Source organism: Paenibacillus sp. FSL R5-0928 (genome assembly GCF_037970385.1).
In the GTDB taxonomy this organism is placed as follows: domain Bacteria; phylum Bacillota; class Bacilli; order Paenibacillales; family Paenibacillaceae; genus Paenibacillus_AQ; species Paenibacillus_AQ odorifer.
On sequence record NZ_CP150225.1, the window covers coordinates 1876148 to 1899660 of the forward strand.

20 protein-coding genes are annotated in these 23513 nt (G+C 43.4%); 17 read left to right on the forward strand and 3 right to left on the reverse strand.

Going from position 1 to position 23513, the window contains the following annotated elements:
* The first annotated feature begins 24 nt into the window (after positions 1–24).
* Entirely contained in the window at positions 25–573 is a 549-nt protein-coding gene (locus tag MKZ16_RS08065; RefSeq protein WP_339815554.1) for a TetR/AcrR family transcriptional regulator, read from the forward strand.
* 37 nt (positions 574–610) lie between these two features.
* Here the strand turns inward: MKZ16_RS08065 and MKZ16_RS08070 are convergent, their stop codons facing one another.
* The gene (locus MKZ16_RS08070) at positions 611–2113 is read right to left on the reverse strand and encodes an amidase (protein WP_076104938.1); all 1503 of its coding nucleotides are present in this window, start codon (positions 2111–2113) and stop codon (positions 611–613) included.
* A 141-nt stretch (positions 2114–2254) separates the two neighbouring features.
* On the opposite strand from MKZ16_RS08070, the gene MKZ16_RS08075 reads away from it, so the two are divergent.
* Positions 2255–2722, forward strand: coding sequence for a MarR family transcriptional regulator (locus tag MKZ16_RS08075; protein ID WP_036675630.1), 468 nt, complete (start codon positions 2255–2257; stop codon positions 2720–2722).
* A 73-nt stretch (positions 2723–2795) separates the two neighbouring features.
* On the opposite strand, the gene MKZ16_RS08080 is transcribed toward MKZ16_RS08075, so the two are convergent.
* A complete protein-coding gene (locus tag MKZ16_RS08080; RefSeq protein ID WP_063829770.1) occupies positions 2796–4391 on the reverse strand; it encodes an MDR family MFS transporter in 1596 nt (531 codons plus the stop codon).
* Between the two features lie 253 nt (positions 4392–4644).
* On the opposite strand from MKZ16_RS08080, the gene MKZ16_RS08085 reads away from it, so the two are divergent.
* The 5 genes from MKZ16_RS08085 to MKZ16_RS08105 all read left to right on the forward strand — a co-directional run bounded on the left by MKZ16_RS08085 (position 4645) and on the right by MKZ16_RS08105 (position 9579).
* Positions 4645–5166 (forward strand): MarR family transcriptional regulator, encoded by a 522-nt coding sequence (locus MKZ16_RS08085; protein WP_076104912.1) that lies wholly within the window; start codon positions 4645–4647, stop codon positions 5164–5166.
* A gap of 84 nt (positions 5167–5250) precedes the next feature.
* A complete protein-coding gene (locus MKZ16_RS08090) occupies positions 5251–5982 on the forward strand; it encodes a metallophosphoesterase family protein (RefSeq protein ID WP_305953734.1) in 732 nt (243 codons plus the stop codon).
* A gap of 80 nt (positions 5983–6062) precedes the next feature.
* Positions 6063–7100 (forward strand): helix-turn-helix domain-containing protein, encoded by a 1038-nt coding sequence (locus MKZ16_RS08095; protein ID WP_076104914.1) that lies wholly within the window; start codon positions 6063–6065, stop codon positions 7098–7100.
* Positions 7101–7103: 3 nt separating this feature from the next.
* Positions 7104–8366 (forward strand): FAD-dependent oxidoreductase, encoded by a 1263-nt coding sequence (locus tag MKZ16_RS08100; RefSeq protein ID WP_081384073.1) that lies wholly within the window; start codon positions 7104–7106, stop codon positions 8364–8366.
* 295 nt (positions 8367–8661) lie between these two features.
* A complete protein-coding gene (locus tag MKZ16_RS08105) occupies positions 8662–9579 on the forward strand; it encodes a DUF5692 family protein (RefSeq protein WP_036675614.1) in 918 nt (305 codons plus the stop codon).
* Between the two features lie 81 nt (positions 9580–9660).
* Here the strand turns inward: MKZ16_RS08105 and MKZ16_RS08110 are convergent, their stop codons facing one another.
* Positions 9661–10524 (reverse strand): type II CAAX endopeptidase family protein, encoded by an 864-nt coding sequence (locus tag MKZ16_RS08110; protein WP_076104916.1) that lies wholly within the window; start codon positions 10522–10524, stop codon positions 9661–9663.
* Positions 10525–11045: 521 nt separating this feature from the next.
* Between MKZ16_RS08110 and alaS the strand changes: the two genes are divergently transcribed.
* From alaS to MKZ16_RS08160, 10 genes are all read left to right on the forward strand, one after another.
* Entirely contained in the window at positions 11046–13679 is a 2634-nt protein-coding gene (alaS, locus tag MKZ16_RS08115) for an alanine--tRNA ligase (protein WP_076104917.1), read from the forward strand.
* A gap of 315 nt (positions 13680–13994) precedes the next feature.
* A complete protein-coding gene (locus tag MKZ16_RS08120) occupies positions 13995–14270 on the forward strand; it encodes an IreB family regulatory phosphoprotein (RefSeq protein ID WP_036675601.1) in 276 nt (91 codons plus the stop codon).
* Positions 14267–14686: a Holliday junction resolvase RuvX gene (gene ruvX / locus MKZ16_RS08125; RefSeq protein ID WP_036675598.1), complete on the forward strand. Its 420-nt coding sequence runs from the start codon at positions 14267–14269 to the stop codon at positions 14684–14686. The genes MKZ16_RS08120 and ruvX overlap by 4 nt, the downstream gene beginning before the upstream one ends.
* A gap of 13 nt (positions 14687–14699) precedes the next feature.
* Positions 14700–15008, forward strand: coding sequence for a DUF1292 domain-containing protein (locus tag MKZ16_RS08130; protein WP_038569507.1), 309 nt, complete (start codon positions 14700–14702; stop codon positions 15006–15008).
* Entirely contained in the window at positions 15001–15309 is a 309-nt protein-coding gene (locus MKZ16_RS08135; RefSeq protein WP_076104918.1) for a DUF1292 domain-containing protein, read from the forward strand. Before MKZ16_RS08130 ends, MKZ16_RS08135 begins: the two co-directional genes overlap by 8 nt.
* A 174-nt stretch (positions 15310–15483) precedes the next feature.
* The gene (gene mltG, locus MKZ16_RS08140) at positions 15484–16533 is read left to right on the forward strand and encodes an endolytic transglycosylase MltG (protein ID WP_235219365.1); all 1050 of its coding nucleotides are present in this window, start codon (positions 15484–15486) and stop codon (positions 16531–16533) included.
* A 56-nt stretch (positions 16534–16589) separates the two neighbouring features.
* Entirely contained in the window at positions 16590–17522 is a 933-nt protein-coding gene (locus MKZ16_RS08145; protein WP_076104919.1) for a peptidase U32 family protein, read from the forward strand.
* A 99-nt stretch (positions 17523–17621) separates the two neighbouring features.
* Positions 17622–18953, forward strand: a complete 1332-nt coding sequence (locus tag MKZ16_RS08150; protein ID WP_036675585.1) for a U32 family peptidase — start codon at positions 17622–17624, stop codon at positions 18951–18953.
* 319 nt (positions 18954–19272) lie between these two features.
* Entirely contained in the window at positions 19273–21459 is a 2187-nt protein-coding gene (locus tag MKZ16_RS08155; RefSeq protein WP_235219364.1) for a methyl-accepting chemotaxis protein, read from the forward strand.
* A gap of 169 nt (positions 21460–21628) precedes the next feature.
* Positions 21629–23509: a sensor histidine kinase gene (locus tag MKZ16_RS08160; RefSeq protein ID WP_036675579.1), complete on the forward strand. Its 1881-nt coding sequence runs from the start codon at positions 21629–21631 to the stop codon at positions 23507–23509.
* The last annotated feature ends 4 nt before the right edge of the window (positions 23510–23513 follow it).

Sequence of the window (23513 nt, forward strand, 5' to 3'; positions counted from 1 at the left end):
GCAGCACAGATTAAATTCAAAATTATGAAAACTACCATGGAGATGCTCAAGAACTGGGAACCGAAACGTCTACGGATCGCTGATATTGCGAAAGAAGCAGGGGTCTCTCAGGTGACGATTTATAATTATTTTGGCAGTAAGGAAGCGCTGCTTAGTGAGTCTTTTAAGGACTTTGTTCAGAAGGAAATTCAGGAGTTTGAAGATTACATTTATCAAGAGCATTCTCTAAAGGAGATTATTGGTTACATTCTAACCATGGAAAGGCAAACTTACAGCGGTTTATCTCCCGCGACTGTGAAGGAGCTTATGGTTGAGGATCAAGAAATGTTCCGTTATATTGAGGAACGATATGCGAATGACATTTTGCCGGTGCTGGTGAAGATGGTTGAGGATGGGAAAGCCCGGGGAGAAATCTCAAATAAAGTATCCACCAAAGGGATACTTTCACTAATGGGGATGTATATGCGTAATGCGGGTGAACTTCTAGACGAAGCTAGCAAACAGGAAGATATGGATGCCTTCATCGAGGAAGCCATCCATATTTTCTTCTATGGCATTTGCGGGAAAGAGTAAGGGGAGCTTGAGCTACGTGAACATCACCCTTAATTGATCAGGTCAACAGCGGATTCCCATTCATGCCGACCCAAAGAGCGGATTGTTCAAGCTGGGCAGCAAGCTGAAGCAGCAAATCTTCACGGCCTTTGTTCGCCATGACTTGAACGCCTAGCGGCAGGCCAGTTGCTGACTTATGGACGGGCACACTCATTGCTGGCTGGCCTGTCAGATTTGCGAGCTGGGTGAACGGTGTATAGGTTAGGCTTGGCTCAAACATCTCGTAAATTAAGCGGCTCTGTTCTTCTTTTGGCAATTCGTTTACGTGCAGCAGCTTTGCTATCTCTGCAGGTTTATGCGTTAATTCACCAATTTTGGGAGCGGAGTTTGCATTCGTAGGTGTTATATATAAGTCGTAATGATTAAACAGTTCCGCCATTTGGGCGGCTGCAACGTCCCATTCATCCAGACTATGTACGAATTCGGCCGCTGAAACATTTTTTCCGGTCTCACCAAGAACCCACGTAATGATATCGACATCGTCAGCAGTTATGGAACGTCCCATATTTCTCTCCAGGGAGACGAACATGGCTGCTACCTCTCCGGCATTCATCGTATAGTAGTTCTCCATCAGTCTTGTGCCATTCACAGGACTTTCTGTTTCTTCAACCGCATGTCCTTCAGCTTCGAGCCATTTCACGGTTTTGAGAACAGCATTTACGGCCTCTTCAGAGACAGGCGTACCTACTGGGGAAGCAGTCGTAAATCCAATTCGTAGTTTACGTTGCGTAGGCTTAAACAGATCATCCAGATATACGCCCGGATATAACGGAGTCTGGAAGGCGGCTTCTGGCTGCACAACCTGCAGCAGATCTAACATAGCAGCGCTATCGCGAACGGACCGGGTTAAGGCAAAATCAATAGAAGCCCCTTGCCATTGACGGCCGACTCCGGGTCCTACTGGTGTGCGCCCGCGCGTGGGTTTAAGTCCGAATAAGCCTGTGAATGAGGCGGGAATACGGATGGACCCACCACCATCACTGGCTCCTGCTACTGGAACGATACCAGAAGCAACAGCTGCCGCGGCTCCGCCACTCGAACCTCCAGGAGAATATTCGAGATTCCAAGGATTACGAGCAGGTCCATGGAGGACATTCTCTGTAATGTTTTTTAAGCCGAACTCTGGTGTGTTCGTATGGCCAAGTGGAATGAAGCCGGCTTTCCTAATCCGTGCAACATAATTTGAATCCCACCGCGCGACATTGTTCTTCATCAGCATAGCCCCACAAGTGATGGGCTCGCCAGCGATAGATTGGGAAATATCCTTTAATAGAAACGGAACGCCAGCAAACGGCCGAGTGTTATCCTGAACAGGCATCTCGTCGGCTTCTCTAAGAGCAGCTTCCCGGCGGGTGCGCACCACCGCATTTATGACTGGATTGACCTCATCTAACCGAGCAAAGGCGGCTTCGACCAGCTCACGAGGTGAAATTTCACGTGCTTTGACAAGTGAAGCAAGTCCTAGAGCGTCATAGGTAGAGTAAGAAAAGGTCAAATTAATACCCACTTTCAATTTAGGATGATTATTATATTATACATCCCATTAGTTATTTTTTGAAAATGGGTAATCTGACATCTATCAATTCTTTTTTAAGTCATATTAGGCTATACTTAGTGTTAAATGATTTTATGGGGTGTACTGATGAACGAAGAGAAATATCAGAATGTGGATGGATTAATGGAGGCTTTCCAACAATTTGCTAGAATGAACTGGCGTAAAACTACGATTTGGGGCTTGAAGCCAAGTGAGGTCCGGATGTTGGTTTCTTTAAAGCTTGGTAAAGAACGGGAAGGGAAGAAGGGACAGACGGTTTCGGAGATTAGCAAGTTTTTGAAAGTCACCTCTCCTACGGTTACCCAAATGCTCAATAGTCTGATTGCACAAGGATATGTGGTGCGTACTTCCGATGCACAGGATCGCCGAGTTAGTGAGATCACGCTTACGGAAAAAGGGGAGCATCTGGCTGAGATGGCCGTAACGAAATCCCGGAATACCTTTAAAGGTATGATTGATTACATGGGCAAAGAACAGACGGATACGTTAATGGAGCTGTTAAACGGAGTTTACGTTTACTTCGAAGAATTGAATGATCAATCAAACGAATCCTAGCCCTTCTTATCAAAAAGAGATGCCGCACAGCCTAAGCTGTTTACGGACATCTCTAATGTAAGGTTATTTGTGATTAATGTGCAGCAGGCACAGATTTTTCGAGTTTTTTACTCCCGGTTTTATCCTCTGCGTGTGCCTCCATTTTTTTCTCTCCACTACGTAATGGAATCTCTTTAAGGAACAGAACGAGCAGTGCTGCGATAACTAACAGCGCCGTACCACTTAAGAACACAACTGTCAGGGAATCGCTCAGTGCGTTCCGCAGCATCTCAATCAATTGATTGAAGAGCGGCTGGATTTGCTCTGGCAATGTTGCATGCAATTCCTTTAGTTTAGGTTGATCTAGCAACATTTGAGGATTCATAAAGGCAGAAAGCTGTTTAGCGGATTCAGGATCGAGTTTGGATAAATCCGGACCTTTGCCTGAAGATACCGCTGCCTCTAATTTTTTCGTTAATGAGGAGTTCATAATGGTACCCATGATGGCAATACCTATGGTTCCACCTAAATTACGGAATAAAGTATTTGTAGCAGTAGCAACACCTAGCATTGAAGGAGCAACAGCATTTTGTACGGTTAGTGTAAATACGGGCATCGATAGTCCTAACCCAACCCCGAAGATAATCATGCTGACTACAGCCGTAGCAATGTTACTCATAAAGGCCATTAATATCATGGCTACAACCATGAATGGCATCCCCATTAGAGCATAACGTTTATATTTTCCTGTTTTGGAGATCCATCTTCCCACTAAAGTACTTAGTACAATCATAGTAAGTGACATTGGCATATTGATAAAACCAGATTTAGTTGGGGAGACGCCCTCTACCCCTTGCACAAAGAAGGGCAGGTAGATCATTGCGCCCATCATACCGGCATTCATCAGGAAACCGACAATCATTGAGATGGATACGATGGAGTTTTTAAATAAGGATAATGGCAATACGGGGCTCTTAGCTTTACGCTCAATCAGAATCAGGATAATCAGACCCAGAATGGAAGCACCAAACAAGCCGAGAATCTCCGGAGAACCCCAGTCATATTTTGTTCCTGCCCATGAAAAGCCGAGCAAGAGCGCAACGATGGTCAGGGAAAGGAAAATGGAGCCTAAATAGTCAATGGACTCAGATGTAGAACGCGTTGTTTTAGGGAACATTTTCAAAATCATAAAGAAGGCCACGATACCGAAAGGTAAGAAGATCCAGAAGATCCATTTCCAAGCCATGTGATCTACCATGAATCCGCCAAGGGTAGGACCAATTACGCTGGAGAAACCAAATATCGCCATCATAATTCCAGTCCACTTGGCTCTCTCTCTTGGAGCGAACAAATCACCTACAGCGGTTACGGTAGCCGACATTAGAATCCCGCCGCCTAGACCTTGTATCCCGCGATAAGTGATCATTTGAAAAATGTTGGTCGACAATCCGGATAGGAAAGCACCTATAATAAAAATGACAATCCCTGATAACAGGAAGGGCTTTCTTCCGTAAATATCGGATAACTTACCGACAAGTACGGTAGCAATGGTTGAGGTGAGCATATAGATGGTAATTACCCAGGTATAATGTTCAATGCCTCCAAGCATCGCAATAATTCGGGGCATTGCTGTACCCACAATCGTCTGGTTGATTGCTGCGAAAAACATAGCCGCCATTAAAGCAATCATAATTGTAACTTTCTTTTTCAGAGTGAGATGCTCCAGAGCAGTTCCTCTCCTTTAACTTCTATATATTGTAGTTTGGGAATTCATGTCGTAATAATTAGGTAGCCAAACTATCATTTATGTATAATACACAAATTCATCAATTAGCACAACAGGTTAATTATTAAATTTTAATTTAAAGAGAATTCCAATTTGACTTGATTTTTTTGGAATAGGTAAGTAATCTAATTAGATTGAGGTATATTGGAGGTGCCCTATGGATACCCATGACAATCAAGAGCAGAAGCTTATCATAGCCCTTGAAAATATAAAGCGTCTGACTGCTCGCCCCTACTCGATTGATGTAGTATCGTATAGAGAGTTTGTTATGATGTACGTCATTCACACTGTAATGAAGCAAAAGAAAGCCACTGAAGGCGACAAACAGCACCGGGGAGTTATGATTTCTAAATTAAGTGACCTGCTCCAGATAAGTAGACCTACTGCCACGCAAATGGCAAATACTTTGGAGGAAAAAGGTTACGTAGTACGTACAACATCCGATACAGATCGTCGGGTCGTATATATCTGTCTGAGTGAGCTTGGAGAGCAGATTTATAGCAGGCAGATGGCATCCTATTCCGGTATTTTGAGTGAAATCACGCAAAAGGTCGGTAAGGAAGAGATCGACCAGCTGATCTTTTTGTGCGATCGTTTTCAAGAAGCGGTGCATGAGGTCAGAAGCCGTCATTTTTTTCCACAGTCGGATGAAGAGTCATTAGTTATAGAATCAGTATAAAAAGCCCAACATCAAAAGATATTCCTGCACACCCGCGGGAACATCTTTTTTTGCATCTTAGAGCAAGGAGCGATTATCATCAGAATATTAGCAATTAGTGACATTCACGGAAGTTATGTAGAATTCAATGCACTGTTATCAAAAGTGAATTATCGCCCAGCGGAGGATAAGCTTATCTTGATGGGAGATTATGTGGATAGAGGGCTGGACAGTAAAGGAATTGTGGAGCAAGTGATGACTCTGCAGCAAGAATGTGGAGCTATAGTTCTCAAAGGAAATCACGATAAAATGGCTTGCGATGCGCTCACCGGCGAAGATGATAAATTGGATACCCATTGGCTTACTAATGGCGGATTTCATACGCTGATGAGTTATTGTGAGGCGGGCTCCGAAGGTTTGCAGGAGGATTTTGGCTGGAAGGATTATATGCAGCTAAAAGAAAAAATTAGGCGGGACTATAGACATCATATAGACTTTCTAAGCACATTGCCGCTTTATCATGAGACGGAAGAACATATTTTTGTTCATGCGGGCATTAATCCATTAATAGAGGATTGGAAGCACCAGGACCCTTATGATTTTATCTGGATTAGAGAACCCTTTTATAAGAATCCGGTAGTTAGCACTAACAAAACGGTTGTTTTCGGTCATACTTCGACGATGGATCTGCATGATTCAGAAGAAATTTGGTTTAGTCCACTTGGAGATAAAATTGGCATAGATGGTGGCTGCGCATATGGCCAACGACTAAATTGCTTGGAGATTTCCGCAGGGAAATACATAACGCATTTTGTTCGGAATGGTGAGACGCTTTGAGCGTTCTCCCATTTTTTTTAGAATAGTAATGAATTAAACGTTAACTATGTATAAAATAAAGATAGGAGGGGTGCAAATAGGTGAATGCAAACAGCAAATATCATATCCTCATGCAAGGGGCCATCAGCAAGAATGTGAGCGAAACCTGTAAGGAGTTTGGCATTTCCCGGACGATCTATTATAAGTGGTCTAAAGCTTATCAACAACATGGAATGGATGGACTTGGGGAGAAGAAAAAAAAGCCGGTAATGCCTAATAAAGTAGATAAGAAAACGGAAAGATTGATTTTGCAGTACGTCGCCAGATTTCCTGAGGATGGGCCTAGACGCATCTTTTATGAACTGCAAGATGAAGGTATGCAAATAGGGGAATCGGGTATTTATAATGTACTACGTCGAAACGGACTAAATAAACGAATAGAGCGTGAAGCTTACGCCAATCAAATCAAAGCAAAGAAGAGGGATGGCGCACAATCCACTCTCACTAAAGGATTTAAAGAGAAACGGAGAACACTAGATTATAAGATGAAGAATCCGATAAATGCTCATCCCGGGTATATGTGTCAGCAGAGTATCAGCTATTTGGGAGTTTTCCCGAGGGTCGGAAAGGTATATCAATATGTAATTTATGATGCCTACTCCAGACTAGGTCTAGTTAAGCTATACAATCGTAAGTCTACCATTCATTTTATAGATTTTATGCATCTGAAAGTTCTCCCATTGATGAAGACATTAGATTTTCATATCGATAATCTGGTTACGAACAAAAGCCGTGAATTCATTACGAACTGGGACAGAGGAAAACATAAATATAGTGAATTTTTACATAAGAACAATATTAATCAAGTAGCTATAACGGTAGACCAAACAGAGATATTTCAGCCCTTGCAGCAATTTGCGGCGGTGTTGACCAAAGAATTCTACCAGCAGGCTTGGGTAGATGATACGATAGATTCTTTTGAAATTTTAGAAAAGCGCTTACATGAATACTTGAGAACCTACAACTTCAGCAGGCAAATTACAGATGGGCCTAATCAAGGTAAAATACCATCGGATGTCGCACTTGCCTATACGGGACAACGAGAAACTTTGCCATTATGGTTATTTACAAGGAGATAACGGATGATGACAAACACGAAGAATAAAGACCGAATTGGGATCATCGGTGCAGGGATTTCTGGGGTTACAGCTGCTTACGAATTAGCGAAAAAAGGATATACCCACATTACCCTCATGGAGAAGTCGGACAGAGTAGGAGGAAAGTGTCATTCTATTGAGTACAAAGGAAAAAGTTATGAAATGGGGACGCTAATCGGCCTGCCTACCTATAAACATACGATGGATTTAATGAGAGATTTTGATCTTATGGATAGGGGACCCTTGTTAGAACGTGGATTTTTTGATAATAATGGGAGAAAAACTTCACAGATTCCCATGGAGCAGATAGAGGCGTTTACACAAGAATTCAAACGACTGCCGGATATTCTAAAACGCTATGAGTCTCTCCAAGAACCGGGATTTCTTCACTTACCACCAGATTTATGTCAGCCATTTTCACAGTGGTGTGCAGAGAATAAGCTGTCTGTCCTTGAACAGGTCTACATGCATTATTTTAATACTTTTGGATTTGGTAGTATCCATAATGTGCCCGCTGCATATGTGTTGAAATTTCTAAGCTATGATAATCTGTTGTCGTTTATTGAAATTACTCATATGATAACCTGGCCTAAGGGTGTTACTGAACTGATAAGACGAATGGCCGACCAAGTGAACGATCTCCGCCTGACTTGTGAAGTGCTTTTTATGGAGCAAGAACAAGATGGACAGGTTCGAGTAGAGACGAGTCAGGACATCTTTTATTTTGACAAGGTCATTTATACAGCAGCTTTAGAGCAAATGGGCGATACAGTTAGCCTGTCCAGTGAGGACAAAACCTTATTAGCGAGTATAACGTATGAATGGTTTAGGGTATATGCCTACAGAGTGAAAGGGCTGCCGGAGCTTTCTGGCTATATCCCCCGGAATATGTACCCTGAACGTAAAGGGCATATGATGGCATGGTACTATCGGTGGGCAGATATGGGAACTACGGATCTAGTTACGGTTTATGTAGCAGAGAATGAAGCTATGACTGATCTGGAAATGCGAGAGACGGTAGAAAATAAACTTCGCGAGCTGGGCGGAGAGAGCATTCGACTGTATATGATGAAGCGTTGGAAGCATTTCCCTCATGTGGATTCTAATGCGCTACATGAGGGGTTTTATGAACGGGTTGATCAGATGCAGGGGAACAACAATATCTATTTAGCTGGAGAAATCATGAACTTCCCTACACTTGAGAATTGTATTGTATATGCGAAACACTTGGTTGAACGATTCTTTTAAATAATAGTAAAGAGGAACCTTGTCCACAAAGAAATTTGTCGACAAGGTTTTTTTTACATTCAAGTTAGGTTTGCAGTATATAGTTCTGTAGACATGCATTCTAATAGATTGCTCAGAAGAAAGGTAGAAACTTTGGCGAATCCTAGTGCTATGGTTGTGTAAACTCAACTTGAAATGAAACTAAAAAAACACTGATAAATCAACGTTTTAAGCGATTTGATCGTTCAAAGAGGGATGTACTATATTGGACCTGAGACACAGATTATATACACCAAACTACAAGGAGGAGTAAAACATGTTTTTATTCGAATCGATTCCCTGGTACTCTGCGCTAATGTGGTTAGTAGTACTAGCAGGATTAATGTTTGTAAATGAAATCGCACGGAAGAGCAAGTGGTTCTCAATCATTCTGTTTATAGTTGTCCCTATTGTTCTTACCATAGCGGTCTGGCCGAATACGGCAGGCGAAGGCTCTAGTACCGGAACATGGTTTCACTGGGTAAAAGTATATTCTGCTTTGGCAGGATGTATAGGGTTTATGGCTATCCGTTATGTTAAAGGATGGGACAAAAATAAATATATATTAATGTTCCCGGCTATTATCCTTGCAGTTAACATTCTTGAAGCAGTTATTCGTGATTTCCAAGTGTACAGCTTGCAAGGTATGGTGGATGGCGTAATGATGGTAGGTGGTCCTTGGAACATTATGAACGGGATCGCAGGTATTCTGAACATTATTACGATTTCTGGTTGGATGGGAATTGTGATCAGTAAAGATAAGAGTAAAGATATGTTGTGGCCTGACCAGCTTTGGTTCTGGATCATTGCTTATGACATTTGGAACTTTGCCTATGTATATAATGCAGTTTCTGACCATTCCTTCTATGCAGGTGCAGCATTGTTGATTTCTTGTACCATCCCGGCGTTCTTCTTCAAAAAAGGGGCATGGCTGCAGCATCGTGCACAGACTTTGGCGATTTGGATGATGTTTACGATGTCATTCCCGGCGTTTGTTGGCGAGTCAAAGTTCTCTGTACAATCCTCTCATAGTGAAACCGCTCTGTGGGTAGTAAGTGCATTATCTTTAGCTGCTAATATTGCAGTGTTTGGTTATCATTTCTATAAAATTATCAAGCATAAACGCAATCCGCTTAAAGAGGAAGTTTATACGGATTTAGCTGCTTATAAGGCTATTGCAGAGGGTGCGAATTAATAGAAATAATATAATAATGAAAGAGGTTCCTCCAGCTTAAAGGGTGGAACTTCTTTTTGTGAGTAATTAAAGTTCTAATTATCAGAGCTCCATCTCCGCCTGATGTTGCTGCGCGCGAAACTCTTTCCTTTTTATACAAAGCAAAAGACAGGTCAGTAATAACACACATAATAAAGTTGCCGTATACGTGAAATTGCTATTCCAAAACACTATCTGAATATTCATTAATGAGTGAACGCCGATCACGAAAAATAGATTTTTGGTTAAGATATAGAGTAGAGCGAATATAACTCCTAGAATTAGAAGCATGATAAAATCATAAACAAACTCCATTCCAACTAATCCTGAGTAAATCCGGTTTGGGATATGTATGGCAGCAAAGATCGATTGTGAAATCAGCATTGCCGAGATCATCCGTGTAGTCTTGTTGTTGATTTTTTTTAAGCATAAATAGATTTGAACGAGCAGGAAGCCGCGAAATAAGATTTCTTCCAATAAAGCATTTCCGAAGATTTGACCTAGAATTTCACCGAAAACTAAATTTGAATGGCTGAAGATAGCATTGTTAAGTGTTAGCTCTGAGTGATTCAGGTGTACCATACACAAATCTACTATATTTATAGCGAGCCAAAACAGAAAGGTACCCAGCAGTCCGGCTCGTAATTTTTCTATTTTTAACCCAAAATCCCGGGGCGAAACTTTAGCTATCAGAATCAAAAAAATAATTACTTCTAAGAGAAGCCCAACTAGATTGGCGGCTAACGTTTCATTGATCCAGTGGTTTGTGTTTTTGGCGATAAAACTTAAATATCCATGCTCAAAAAGGATAAGATTAACCGCAAGAGTAAAGATAATATGAATAAAAATCAGGCTCGCTATAAAAAGGTAGTGTGTAGGCTTTGCTTCAAAAATCGATGATGGATTGAACTCCTTGGAGTGAAGCATCAACGGCAGTCCTCCTGAATACAAAATATTCCAAATTAACCTTAGATTTCACTATATCCTTTTTGAGGCCAAGTTTACTGTTACAAAAATCATGTGTTATTCTTCACATTCGCCCATCCCCAGATTGACAGAAGCAAGGGCACTGGCTATACTTGAAATGTTAAAATGCAAATCGGACAAATCGTTGATGAAAATGAAGTACACCGGAGGATGGCTTGATCAGAGAAAAGGTTCCTTTACGAAACGTTTCGTAATGGCTGTGAGAACCTTGAAGACAGGCCGGTGGAAAGCTAATTTCGGAGTGTGAGATCAATGCTCACCGGGGGCGCCCGTTATCAGCCGCGACAAGGCGATCGTCTGCAATTGTCCCATTAGTGGGGTCAAGGCGATAACCAGGGTGGTACCGCGATATTAATCGTCCCTGAATTATTCAGGGGCGTTTTTTTGTTTTTATTTTTTAGGTATTTTGTAATTTCCGGTGTAAATGCCGAAGTAAAAAGATGAGACGGGAGCTGTAAATTATGAAAGCAAGTGAAATTCGTTCCAAATGGCTTAAGTTTTTTGAAAGTAAAGGTCACAAGATTGAACCAAGTGCGTCCCTCGTTCCTCACAACGATCCTTCGCTTCTGTGGATCAATGCGGGTATGGCACCTTTGAAAGTATACTTCGATGGCCGGGAGGTTCCAGAAAATCCGCGCCTGACTAACTCACAAAAATGTATTCGTACCAATGATATCGAGAATGTGGGTAAGACACGCCGTCACCATACATTTTTCGAGATGCTGGGTAACTTCTCCATCGGCGATTATTTCAAAGAAGAAGCTATCACATGGGCTTGGGAGTTCCTAACCGGCAAAGAGTGGATCGGCTTTGACCCGGAACGTATTTCTGTAACGGTGTACGCAGAGGATGAAGAGGCATTTAAGCTGTGGAATGAAAAGGTTGGCCTGCCTGCTGAACGCATCATTAAGCTAGGCGACGATAATTTCTGGGATATTGGCGAAGGCCCGTGCGGTCCTTGCTCGGAAATCTTTTATGACCGCGGTGAAGCTTACGGCAGTGATATGAGCGATCCGGAAATGTATCCAGGTGGAGAAAATGAACGCTGGTTAGAAGTATGGAACCTGGTGTTCTCACAATTCAACCATAACAAGGATGGCAGCTATACGCCGCTTCCGAATAAAAACATTGATACAGGTGCTGGTTTGGAGCGTTTTGCATCCATTCTACAGGATGTAGATTCCAACTTCGACACTGATTTGTTCCAACCTATTATTCAAAAGACAGCACAACTCGCGGGTGTAACTTATAAAGATAACGTTGAGCAGGATATCGCGCTTAAAGTAATCGCTGACCATGTGCGTACCGTTACTTTTGCAGTAGGGGATGGAGTACTTCCTTCTAATGAAGGACGCGGTTATATTATCCGCCGTTTGCTTCGCCGTGCTGTTCGGTACGGAAAGACCTTGGGTCTGGATCGTCCATTCCTGTATGAGCTGACTGAAACCGTTGGCGAAATTATGGGTGTCTACTATCCATCCGTTGTGGACAACCGCGAATATATCGCAAAGATTATTCGTACTGAAGAAGAACGTTTCCACGAAACATTGTCTGACGGATTGGCTATTTTGGGTGAGATCAGTGCTAAAGCAAAAGCAGAGGGTCTCAGCAATATTGCTGGAGCCGATGCATTTAAGTTATATGATACTTATGGATTCCCATTTGACTTGACCGAAGATTTCGCAGCGGAGCAAGGATTAACTGTAGACCGTGAAGGTTTTGATGCGGCTATGCAGGAGCAACGTGACCGTGCAAGAGCTGCACGTCATGATGGCGGCAGCATGAAGATTCAGGGAGGCGCACTAGCAGACCTGACGGTTAAAAGTGAATTTGTTGGATATAATGACTCGGTAACAGAGTCGAAAATCCTGGCTATTGTTGTGGGTGATGAATTGGTAGATGTCGCCGGCGAAGGCGCAGAATGCCAAGTTATTCTTGAAGCAACACCGTTCTATGCTGAGAGCGGCGGACAAGTAAGTGACACCGGTGTGCTTACTGGGAGTTCAGTTACGGCTAAGGTAAAAGGACTCTTTAAAGCGCCGCACGGCCAACACGTACATTTGGTAACTGTGGAAGCGGGAGAATTGAAAGTGGGCGAATCCGTTCGCGCGGAAGTGGATCGTGCAGAGCGTGAAGATATCGTGAAGAACCACACAGCTACCCATTTATTGCACAAAGCGCTTAAAGAAGTTCTTGGCGGGCATGTTAATCAAGCGGGATCTTTAGTGGAAGGTGCTCGTTTGCGGTTTGACTTCTCCCATTTTGGAGCGATTACTCCAGAAGAACTGAGCGATATCGAACATCGCGTAAATGCACAAATCTGGCGCGGTCTAGATGTAGTGATTGAGAACAAGCCGATTGATGAAGCTAAAGCAATGGGAGCAATGGCGCTCTTTGGTGAAAAATACGGTAATATCGTCCGTGTCGTTCAAGTGGGCGATTACAGTCTTGAGCTTTGCGGTGGTTGTCATGTATCCAACACGTCGCAAATCGGAATTTTCAAGCTGCTTAGCGAAAGTGGCATTGGATCCGGAGTGCGCCGCATCGAGGCAGTTACCGGACGTTACGCTTACCAGTTCACTGAAAGCCAGCTAGATTTGCTCAAACAATCAGCAGGCCTTCTCAAGTCTTCTCTGAATGACGTTCCGAAACGGATCGAAGCGCTGCATAACCAGGTGCGTGAGCTTTCACGTGAGAATGAATCTCTGCAATCCAAGCTGAGCGCTACTTTTGCTGCTGAACTTACAAGCAGTGTGAAGACAGTTGGTGCAGGTACGCAGCTCCTGGCTGTTGCTGTTCAAGCAGGTAATATGGATGCTTTGCGTTCTACAGCGGATGAATTGAAATCCAAGCTTCCGGATGCAGTGCTTGTATTAGGTGCGGCGATGGATGATAAGGTGAACTTTGTAGTATCTGTACCGCAAGACCTTGTGAAGAAAGGTTTCCACGCTGGTAAACTCGTTAAAGAAATCGCAGCGGTTTGCGGCGGCGGCGGTGGCGGGCGTCCAGATATGGCGCAAGCCGGCGGTAAAGATGCTTCTAAGCTAAACGAAGCATTGGCAAAGGCTGAAGAATTGGTAGCTTCCTTAGCCTAAGTTAAAATTACGAAACCATTTCTCTAACTAAACGTATTACGAGAAAACATAGCGGTACTGAGAGTTTGATATCAGTACCGCTACTCTTTATTAGCAGGATGTTAGATTATTCATGAAGAATTGTGCTTGACAATAGCTTAAAAGCCAAAAATATCATAATTTTTGTAGAGAAAATGCCAAAAAAAGCGTTAATAACGGGCAGGATTTCCTCGTTGGGGCATGAATATGTTATGATAAAGGAAGCAAGCGAGCTGCACAGTAGCAACTTTGCGAAGCCGTCCCAAAAGGCGATTTTGCAGAAGGAAGGTGTCACAAATGGACTCCATGGACAAAACGGTCAAATTCAATGTGAAGGGCGACGAAAAGGAAGCTTCTCCCCAGGAAATATTGCTAGCAGTATACGATGCACTGGTGGAGAAAGAGTATCATCCGATCAATCAGATCGTAGGGTATCTTCTTTCCGGAGATCCGGCTTACATTCCGCGCCATAACAATGCGAGAAGTTTGGTCCGGAGAAAAGAACGTGATGAGCTGATTGAAGAGCTGGTTAGATTCTATCTCGTCAATCACAGGGTGGACAATCCGAAATGAAGAAAAAGTTAGGTTTAGATTACGGCGACCGTAGAATCGGTGTAGCCACAAGCGATGTTTTTGGCTGGACGGCACAAGCTCTTGAAACGATTGAGCGCCGAGGTACGGGTAATGAGTTCGAACGCATTCGTGAACTTGTTGCAGAGCACGAAATTGGAGAGATTGTAGTTGGTCTGCCGAAGAATATGAACGGCTCAGTAGGACCCCGGGGCGAAATCTGTATTGAGTTCGCTGATAAGCTACGGGAAGAGTTAGAAATGCCCGTACACCTTTGGGATGAGCGTCTGACGACGGTATCCGCAGAGCGGGTGCTGATTGAAGGGGACGTCAGCCGGAAGAAACGCAAGGGGATTGTGGATAAAATGGCTGCAGCCCTGATTTTGCAAAATTTTTTGGATGCTAACAGTAAAAGGTGAGGGGTGCGAGGATATGACAAACGAACAGATTGGCCAAGAGGAAGAACCGGAAATTATCTATATTCCCGATGAGGAAGGTAATGAAGAGGAATTCGAGGTCATTATGAAGTTTGAGGTTGATGGCTCGGACGCTAAGTATATGATGGTGGTTCCGCTAGACTCCGAGGACGAGGAAACCGATGAGGTATACGCGTTCCGTTATGTGGAAGAAGGCGACGATCTTCAATTGTTCATGATCGATAATGATGAGGAGTGGGCGATTGTCGAAGAGACTTTCAACACACTGGTCGACGAGTTGGACGGAGGATCGGAGAATGACTGAGATATCCGCTGATCAAGCGGTGTGGACTTCACGGCTTAAAGAAGCATACGGAGAAACTGTAGAACTGGAAGATGAGCAAGGCAAATCTTCCATTTACGATATTATCGCCGAATTTGAAGTCGGTGATCGCGGATATGCGGTGCTGAAAGGCTCTGGCAAAGACGTGGAGTATGAAATCCTGCGTATCGTTGTCTCTTCTGACGGACTTCCGGAATTGGAGAGCATTATGGACGATGAAGAGTGGGAAGACATCTCTGAGCTATACGATGAGATGACTTTTCCAGCAGATGGCGCTGAATAAATCTTAAACATGTACGTTACATTTATGATGGGCACGGAAGAGGGCGGAGAATTCCGCGCTCTTTTTGCTTGAAATGCGAGCAATATCCTGTATAAACATCAATTTAAGGAAATATATATTGAATTTTAGGCAATACACTTTTATACTTTATAGTCGGAAAGTGAGGAACCAGACTTGAAATCCGCAATCCGTACTGTGTTAATCATTATTCTTTTGCTGGCAGCAGCAGGAGGTGGGGGAGCATGGTACATTTGGAACGGGATGCAGCCGGTAGAGCCTGCAGGTCCTGCTGTAACATTTACGATAGAGAAGGGCATGGGAAGTGCGGAGATTGCTGATCTGCTTGAGCAGAATGGCATTATCCGTAAGAGTCTTTTTTTTAAGGGATATTTGAAATGGACTAAAGAAGGTTCTAGCTTCAAAGCAGGTACTTATATCGCTAAGCCGGGTGACAGCTATGATGAACTCATTGCGAGATTAAATGCAGGTGATGTAGTTAAGGAAGAAACTGTGGTCTTTACCATCCCCGAAGGATATACTGCTGAGCAGATCGCTAAGAAGCTCGCTGAAGCTTGGAATCAGGATGCGGCTACTTTTCTTGAAATTATGGATACTGGTGCAGGTTTGAAGGGGATTGATATTCTGGGTATCCCGCAGGATAAGAATCTTCGCCACCGTCTTGAAGGATATTTATTTCCCGAAACCTATGAACTGGCCAAGGATAGCACGCCCCAGGAAGTTGTAGAAGCACTTTTGGATCAGTTCCAGAAGAAGCTGGATACGATTCCCGACTGGCAGCAAAAGCTAGAAACGCGTGGATTGTCTCTGCATGAACTGTTAACCGTAGCCTCGCTGGTAGAGCGGGAAGTTGTGGTGGATAGTGAACGTCCGCTTGTGGCTGGGGTTATTTATAACCGCCTAAAGAAAGAACAGAAGCTGGAGATTGACGCTACCGTTCAATATTTACTCAATAAGCAGAAGGAAAGACTTTTGTATAAAGATTTAGAAGTTGATAATCCATATAATACGTATAAGAATATTGGACTTCCTCCGGGACCTATTAGTAATCCGGGGCTGGAGTCCATTCAGGCGGCACTCGAACCAGAAGCTTCTGAATATTATTTCTATGTGACCAAAAAAGATGGTACACAGGGCCATTTGTTTGCTAAGACCTACAAGGAACATTTAGCCAATATCGAAAAAAGCAAGCAAGAATCGAAGTAAACTATTAAAATGAAGAGTGGTGCGGTTGAAATAACTGTACAAGTAGGAGGTACAACATGACTAACAAACCGGAATTGCTGGTGACGGCAGCGTCCTTGGAGGAAGCTGCTGCTCTGCTGGATGCCGGAGCAGATGCGCTGCTCATTGGGGATGACCGTTTTGGAATGCGGCTTGCTGGACATTTCTCACTGGAGGATACAGCGACTGTCGTAGAAATGGCACATTCGCGAGGCTGCAAAGTGTATGCAAGCTTGGGTGGGCTGATGTCTAACCGTCTGCTGGATGAGCTTCCTGCCTATGTGAAGGCTTTAGGTGAGCTTGGCATTGATGGTGTTGAATTCGGGGATCCAGCTGTGTTAACCACAGTGAAGAAAGAAGCGCCAGCAATGAAGCTGCACTGGAATGCGGAAATGACTTCCACCAACTATGCGACCGCGAATTATTGGGGACGCAAGGGGGCTTCTCGTGTCGTGCTGGCCCGTGAGCTGAATATGGATGAAATGACGGAAATGGTTCCGCTTTTGGAGATTGAGGCACAGGTGCAGGTTCATGGAATGACCAATATATACCATTCCAAGCGGAAGCTTGTTGAAAGCTATATGTCACATCAAGGCCGTCCTAGTGATGGAGGAAGTCTCGGGAAGGAACGCGGACTATTTCTGATTGAGGAAGAACGAGATGACCAGAAATTCCCGATTTATGAAGACGAGAACGGCACTCATATTATGAGCTCGGATGATATTTGTATTTTGGAGGATCTGCATATTCTGATGGCTGCAGGTATACACAGCCTTAAGATTGAGGGACTCTTGAAATCGATAGCGTATAATGTGACGGTTGTGAAGACATATCGTAAAGCTATAGATCTTTATGCGGCTGATCCGGAAGGTTATGCCTTCGATGAGGAATGGATGGATGTAATCAGAACGGTGCAGGACCCTGAACGGGAGTTAAGCTTCGGATTTTTCTATAAAGAGCAAGTATATTAAGTTTGACAAAAATAAAGAGGTTATAGGTCCCCACGAAGATTAGGACAGCATTTATAGCATGTGACTTAGCTTTGTGGGGCGATGGAGGGGAGAACAGGAATGGGAACCATGACAAAGCCGCAATATAAGGGCAAACGTTACCGTCTGGACAAACCGGAGCTCCTCGCTCCGGCTGGTAATTTGGAAAAATTGAAGTTCGCAGTACACTATGGTGCGGATGCTGTTTATATCGGAGGACAACAATACGGCTTGCGTTCCGGCGCAGATAATTTCAGCTTCGAGGAAATGCGCGAAGGTGTTGAATTCGCCAAGAAATATGGCGCTAAGGTATTTGTTGCAACAAACATTTATGCTCACAATGAAGATGTCGCGGGAATTGAAGAATACCTGCGTAACTTATATGAAGCTGGCATTGCTGCTATTATCGTAGCTGATCCAATCATTGTAGATACAGCACGCCGGTTAGTGCCTGGACTTGAAGTGCATTTGAGTACACAGCAGTCTACATTGAACTGGCAAGCGGTGTCCTTCTGGAAAGAAGAGGGGCTTCCGCGTGTTGTTTTGGGCCGTGAGACAAGCCTGGAAGAGATTGCTGAGATTAAAAAACATGTCGACATTGAAATCGAAAGCTTCATCCATGGTGCCATGTGCTCCTCATATTCGGGTCGTTGTGTATTGTCCAACCATTTCACCGACCGTGATTCCAATCGCGGGGGCTGTTGCCAGTCTTGCCGCTGGAAATATGATTTGTTTGAGGATGCACGTCCGGAAGGGACTTGGGTGTCTGAGGAAGAGCAGGCTGAAGCGAAATCTCCAGCTCCTCTGCTTCCAGGTGTAACTCAGATTCCACTGCATCAGCAAGGAGATAATCCCTTCTCCATGGGCTCTAAGGATCTGTGTATGCTGGAAAGTATACCTGAACTGATTGAAGTGGGCATCGACAGCTTCAAGATCGAAGGGCGAATGAAGTCAATCCACTATGTGGCTACTGTCGTAAATGCATATCGTAAAGCCATTGATGCTTATATGGCAGATCCGGAAGGGTATGAATTGAAGCAGGAATGGCTGGATGAGCTTAACAAAGCGGCTAACCGTCCGCTAAACACAGGATTCTTCTATGATACTCCGGATCATGAAGATCATATCTATGAGCCTGAAGAAAAAGCAGCTCCGTATGATTTTGCCGGACTTGTAATTGAATACGATGCTGAAAGTGGTACGGCACTAGTTCAACAGCGCAATCACTTTAAGCCAGGTCAGGAAGTAGAATTCTTTGGACCTAACGATACGTTCTTCAAGCAAACGGTTGGCGAAATATGGGATGAGAAAGGCAATTCGCTTGATGCCGCCCGTCATCCACTGCAACCTATTCGCATGAAGGTAGATCAACCAGTTGCATACTTTGATATGATGCGTAAGAAGAAGTTTTAATAAAAAACAGGGAAGCTTTTGGTCATCCAAGAGCCTCCCTGTTTTTCTTTTTGACAAAGCGAACAATAAGTTATATATATTAGGGATTAACAAATATATCCAAGGGAGGAGGTCCAACAAGCTATTTATTATGATTAAACATACATAGGTTAAAAGTTGTAAAAAAAGTCTCGTAAAGCTAAGGAAAAAGACCTAATACGCCGATATATATATTGGTTAACGCTTTCATGCGTATTCTAATATTAGCGGGTAGGTGATCAAGATGGGGGATCCTGATCAAGATAGTATTAGTGAAAAGCATAATGAGAGAAGGTTTAGCATGAATAAAAAGAATAAGAAATCGGCGATTACAGGAAACAAGGAAACAAGCAAGATTGAAGGGGCAGGCAAGACACCTAAGTTTAATTTGAAGAATGGAATAGATTTACGGGGACAGATCAAAAGAGTTAATCCTATGGAATCTGTTGGCGTGAAGATATTCCTGATATTTTTGTGTGCAATTGTAATTGTGGTAATGGCACTTGGACTGCTATCTTATTCAAAAGCCAAGAAGACAATTAAGAACAACGTATCGGAAGCCTACCGTCAGACTATTATTCAGACCTCAGAGAAGTTAGATATTACTTTGAAGCAGTACGAGAACTTGGCTTTACAGCTTTATTTTGATGCGCAGATGCAAGAAGATTTGAAGTCTTTAGTGACTGCACAATCTTCCTATGAGAAATTTGAAGCTACAAGCGCAGTAAGTAAAAAGTTGTCCAGTCAGATTACAACGGATTCTAATATTCTTAGTGTTTCTTTGATCCCGGAGTCACCTGATCAAGACATTGTTACAAGTGGCAGTGGCGGCATTAAGTTAGATAACATTAGAGAACAAGAATGGTATAAGAAGATTGTCGACAACACTGCATCTTATGAATCCTACTATTCTAAAGGTGATGGTGATGCGGCCAAGAACATATGGTTCTCTACAGCTGTTCAAGGTGATGGAGACAAAAATATTGCTATGGCAAGATCTCTCAAAACCCTGGGCTCAGGTACAGGATACATAGTCATCCTTGTGTTGAAGAATACATTGCTGGAGGAATCATTCGCAAGTGTCCAACTGGGAGATGGCTCTCGAATTCAACTTGTCACTCCTGATGGAACCGTAGTAGCTTCTTCGGATTCAAAAGACGATGGTAAACCTTCAGAGTTTGCTTTTATTCAGGCAAGTAAAAAAGATAACAAGAGTTTGGATGAAAAAGATACAAACGGGGAAGAAATCCTTGCTGTCTTTAATCCAATGATCCGGGCGGATTGGAAGTTGGCAGGGGTAGTCCCAACAGATGAGCTAGTGAAAGAAGCACGTCCGATTCTGTTGACTACTTTTATTGCGGCTGCTGGCGCGGCTCTTCTAGCCATAGTAATCGGGATTTGGATGGTGCGTATGATTGCTCGTCCTCTAGCTCGCTTGAAGGATCTTATGGTACAAGGTGCAGGTGGTGATCTTAGTGTACGTACAGAATATGTATCTAAGGATGAAATTGGCCAGCTGTCAGCTTCCTTTAACGTGATGATGGAGCGTATTACTGAGCTTGTATCGCAAACGACAGAAACCGCTCGGGATGTGCTGGAGACCGCTGGTGAGCTTGGTGAAGCCTCACGTAAGACAGCTATTTCTGCGAAGGAAATCGCAGCCGCTACGGAAGAAATTGCCGGTGGGGCAGGCAGCCTGGCGCTCGAAGCTGAACGTGGTAATGAGCTTACAGATGTGATAGCTACGCAAATGCAGACTGTGATTTATGCCAACACTGAGATGGATGAAGCAGCACGTGGGGTTGGTGAAGCTAGTGCTCAAGGTGCTAAGCAATTAACGGACCTGCTGGATCAGACCAGCCGCACTGGAGAAAAAACAAGTGCGCTTGTCGAACGTGTCAACCACCTGAAGGAGACCGTATTCTCCGTAATTAAGGTGTTGGATGTGATGAAGAGTATCACGCAGCAGACGAATATTTTATCATTAAATGCGACAATAGAAGCCGCTCGTGCAGGAGAAGCTGGTAAGGGCTTTATGGTAGTTGCGGGTGAAGTGCGGCAGCTTGCTGACCAATCGAAGCAATCTATTGCCCTTGTTGCTGGAATTACGGATAAGATCATGGCGGAAATGAACGAAACGGAAGCTGTATTATCCGAAGTAGCACCACTGTTTAAAGAACAAGTAAGCTCTGTGAAGAGTACAAGTGATATCTTCTTGTCCGTAAAAGGACAGATGGATGAATTCATAACAAGCTTAGAATCGGTAACAACAGCGATTAGCAGTCTGAATCATTCACAAGGTGTGTTGTCAGAGGCTATGGGGAATGTTAGCGCCGTAGCAGAACAGTCTTCAGCAACTTCCGAAGAAGTAGCTTCACTCAGTAATGAACAGCAAAATGTAAGTGATCAACTCGTTTCATTATCTGGCAAGCTGGAAAGTGCTTCAGGTCAATTGAAGGACAAGCTGTCATTATTCACTATAAAATGAGTGGATTCATCACTAATCTCTAAATTGTTTACCTAACAAAACCGCTTCTTCAACATGAAGAGGCGGTTTGTTGTTGTGTAATGAAGAACTACACCGTATAATAACTTTGTTAGGTATTTGTTATAATTTAATAACAAGTTAGGTAAAAAGTATTAAGGAGAAGGACCAAATGAAAGGTAGACGCATCTCTGGCTGGTGGTCCGTTATCGGGGACATGAGCATGGAACGCAAGCTGCTCCTCGTCTTTTTAATTATCATTACCCTCCCGTTATCCTTCATCAGTGTATTTACCTTCAAGAGCTACTCAGAATCTATTCAGGGGAACACTATTGCTTATTCTGAGAAGTTAATCGATCAAATGATGGATGGAGTAGACGATTATATCGAAGATATGAAGCGTATTTCATCTATGCCCGCCTATGTGAATGATATCAAACTTAATTTAATACGTTCAAACCGCTACCATGAGCAGAAAAAGATTATGGGAGGCGCAACTGGGAGTGCTACTTTATCACCCGGTGATTTTGATCTACTGTTGTCCATTCAACGGGGGATAGAGGGCAACATTTCGTTTATTAACAATATTAAGCGAGGCGCGAACTCGGTTTATATTTTTGACGCTTACGGAAATGGTTATTATTCTGCGAAGGATGGTGGCGTACGGCTCGATCTCGAGCAAAGCTATAAATACTGGAGCCAGCAGACTAAGGATTCCAGCGGAGAAGCATTATTGTTCGGTACTCAGGCGTATACAAGTAATCTGCAGAGCACCCGATATGCTTTTACCGTTGTTCGCAAAATCGTGGATGGCTTGTTAAATCCAATCGGGCTGATTGCGGTTGAAGCGAATATCAGCAATTTGGAGAATCAAGTTACGGAGCTGGATAAAGTCACCCATGGGAAGTCGTTGATTGTGGATGAGAAGGGAATGGTCATCTACGACAGCGACAAGAAGCTGCTGGCCACAGATATTTCTGATTCAGACTTGTTCAAAAGAGTTGGGGGAATATCTGGAAGCTTCTATGATACAGTCAACGGAAAAGAGCGCTTAAATATATACTCTGGTTCTGCCAAAACCAATTGGAAGGTAATTATCTCTATACCTGTTGATGTACTGATGCGTGATGTGAAGGTGACCCGTAATACAACACTTGCTGCTACATTAAGTATCATTGTACTGGCGTTAATTATTTCGATTATTCTTTCCGTTGCCCTTACTAAATCGCTGACTCAAATGATTCAATTGATGAAAAAAGTTCAGGGCGGCGATCTGGATGTGATGTTCAGAGTTAAACGGCGTGACGAAATTGGTCTGCTGGGGCATCAATTCAATCGTATGTTAGCCCGAATCAGGCAGCTAATTCAGGATATCTACCGCATAGAAGAACAGAAAAAGGAAGCAGAGCTTCATGCGCTGCAGAGTCAAATCAATCCTCATTTTATCTATAACACACTGGAGTCGATCCGAATGACCGCTGAGCTGAATGATGATGTCGAAGCTGCGGATATGATCTCTATTCTGGGCAAACTGCTACGGTATAGTACAAGTGATCTGAGCGGTAATACGACATTGAAGCAAGAGCTTGGATATGTGCGTAATTATGTTGAGCTGCTTAACTATCGTTATCCTAACCGGTTTTTGCTGGATATTGATGTGCCGAAGGCGTTAGATAATTACTCTATTATCAAGCTGGTCTTCCAGCCCATCATTGAGAATGCTGCTTATCATGGCTTAGATGATAATAAGCCGCAAATGCATTTAAGCATCCACTGTGAGATTACAGAGCAAATGCTGTTGTTTCATATCAAAGACGACGGTATCGGAATGGATGAGAAGACTTTGGAGAAATTGAATGATGGGCTGCAGAACGAAAGTCCTCCTAAGAAAAGCATTAACGGGGGCATAGGCATGAAAAATGTACAGCAGCGAGTGCGTCTTCATTATGGAGCGGCATTTGGGATCCAGGTATATAGTGAGCTTGGACGAGGGACCGATGTTATTTTGTCGCTGCCATTACTGGAGCCGGAAATGATTGGCTTACCTGAGTAACGAA

Bases quoted from the DNA above. Each gene is read 5' to 3' on its own strand.
- MKZ16_RS08160 (WP_036675579.1), top strand. From the start codon at position 21,629: ATGAAAGGTAGACGCATCTCTGGCTGGTGGTCCGTTATCGGGGACATG.
- MKZ16_RS08110 (WP_076104916.1), bottom strand. From the start codon at position 10,524: ATGCTTCACTCCAAGGAGTTCAATCCATCATCGATTTTTGAAGCAAAG.
- ruvX (WP_036675598.1), top strand. From the start codon at position 14,267: ATGAAGAAAAAGTTAGGTTTAGATTACGGCGACCGTAGAATCGGTGTA.
- MKZ16_RS08155 (WP_235219364.1), top strand. From the start codon at position 19,273: ATGAATAAAAAGAATAAGAAATCGGCGATTACAGGAAACAAGGAAACA.
- MKZ16_RS08130 (WP_038569507.1), top strand. From the start codon at position 14,700: ATGACAAACGAACAGATTGGCCAAGAGGAAGAACCGGAAATTATCTAT.
- MKZ16_RS08145 (WP_076104919.1), top strand. From the start codon at position 16,590: ATGACTAACAAACCGGAATTGCTGGTGACGGCAGCGTCCTTGGAGGAA.
- MKZ16_RS08100 (WP_081384073.1), top strand. From the start codon at position 7,104: ATGATGACAAACACGAAGAATAAAGACCGAATTGGGATCATCGGTGCA.
- MKZ16_RS08150 (WP_036675585.1), top strand. From the start codon at position 17,622: ATGGGAACCATGACAAAGCCGCAATATAAGGGCAAACGTTACCGTCTG.
- MKZ16_RS08065 (WP_339815554.1), top strand. From the start codon at position 25: ATGAAAACTACCATGGAGATGCTCAAGAACTGGGAACCGAAACGTCTA.
- MKZ16_RS08075 (WP_036675630.1), top strand. From the start codon at position 2,255: ATGAACGAAGAGAAATATCAGAATGTGGATGGATTAATGGAGGCTTTC.
- MKZ16_RS08080 (WP_063829770.1), bottom strand. From the start codon at position 4,391: ATGATTGCTTTAATGGCGGCTATGTTTTTCGCAGCAATCAACCAGACG.
- MKZ16_RS08105 (WP_036675614.1), top strand. From the start codon at position 8,662: ATGTTTTTATTCGAATCGATTCCCTGGTACTCTGCGCTAATGTGGTTA.
- MKZ16_RS08120 (WP_036675601.1), top strand. From the start codon at position 13,995: ATGGACTCCATGGACAAAACGGTCAAATTCAATGTGAAGGGCGACGAA.
- MKZ16_RS08135 (WP_076104918.1), top strand. From the start codon at position 15,001: ATGACTGAGATATCCGCTGATCAAGCGGTGTGGACTTCACGGCTTAAA.
- alaS (WP_076104917.1), top strand. From the start codon at position 11,046: ATGAAAGCAAGTGAAATTCGTTCCAAATGGCTTAAGTTTTTTGAAAGT.
- MKZ16_RS08085 (WP_076104912.1), top strand. From the start codon at position 4,645: ATGGATACCCATGACAATCAAGAGCAGAAGCTTATCATAGCCCTTGAA.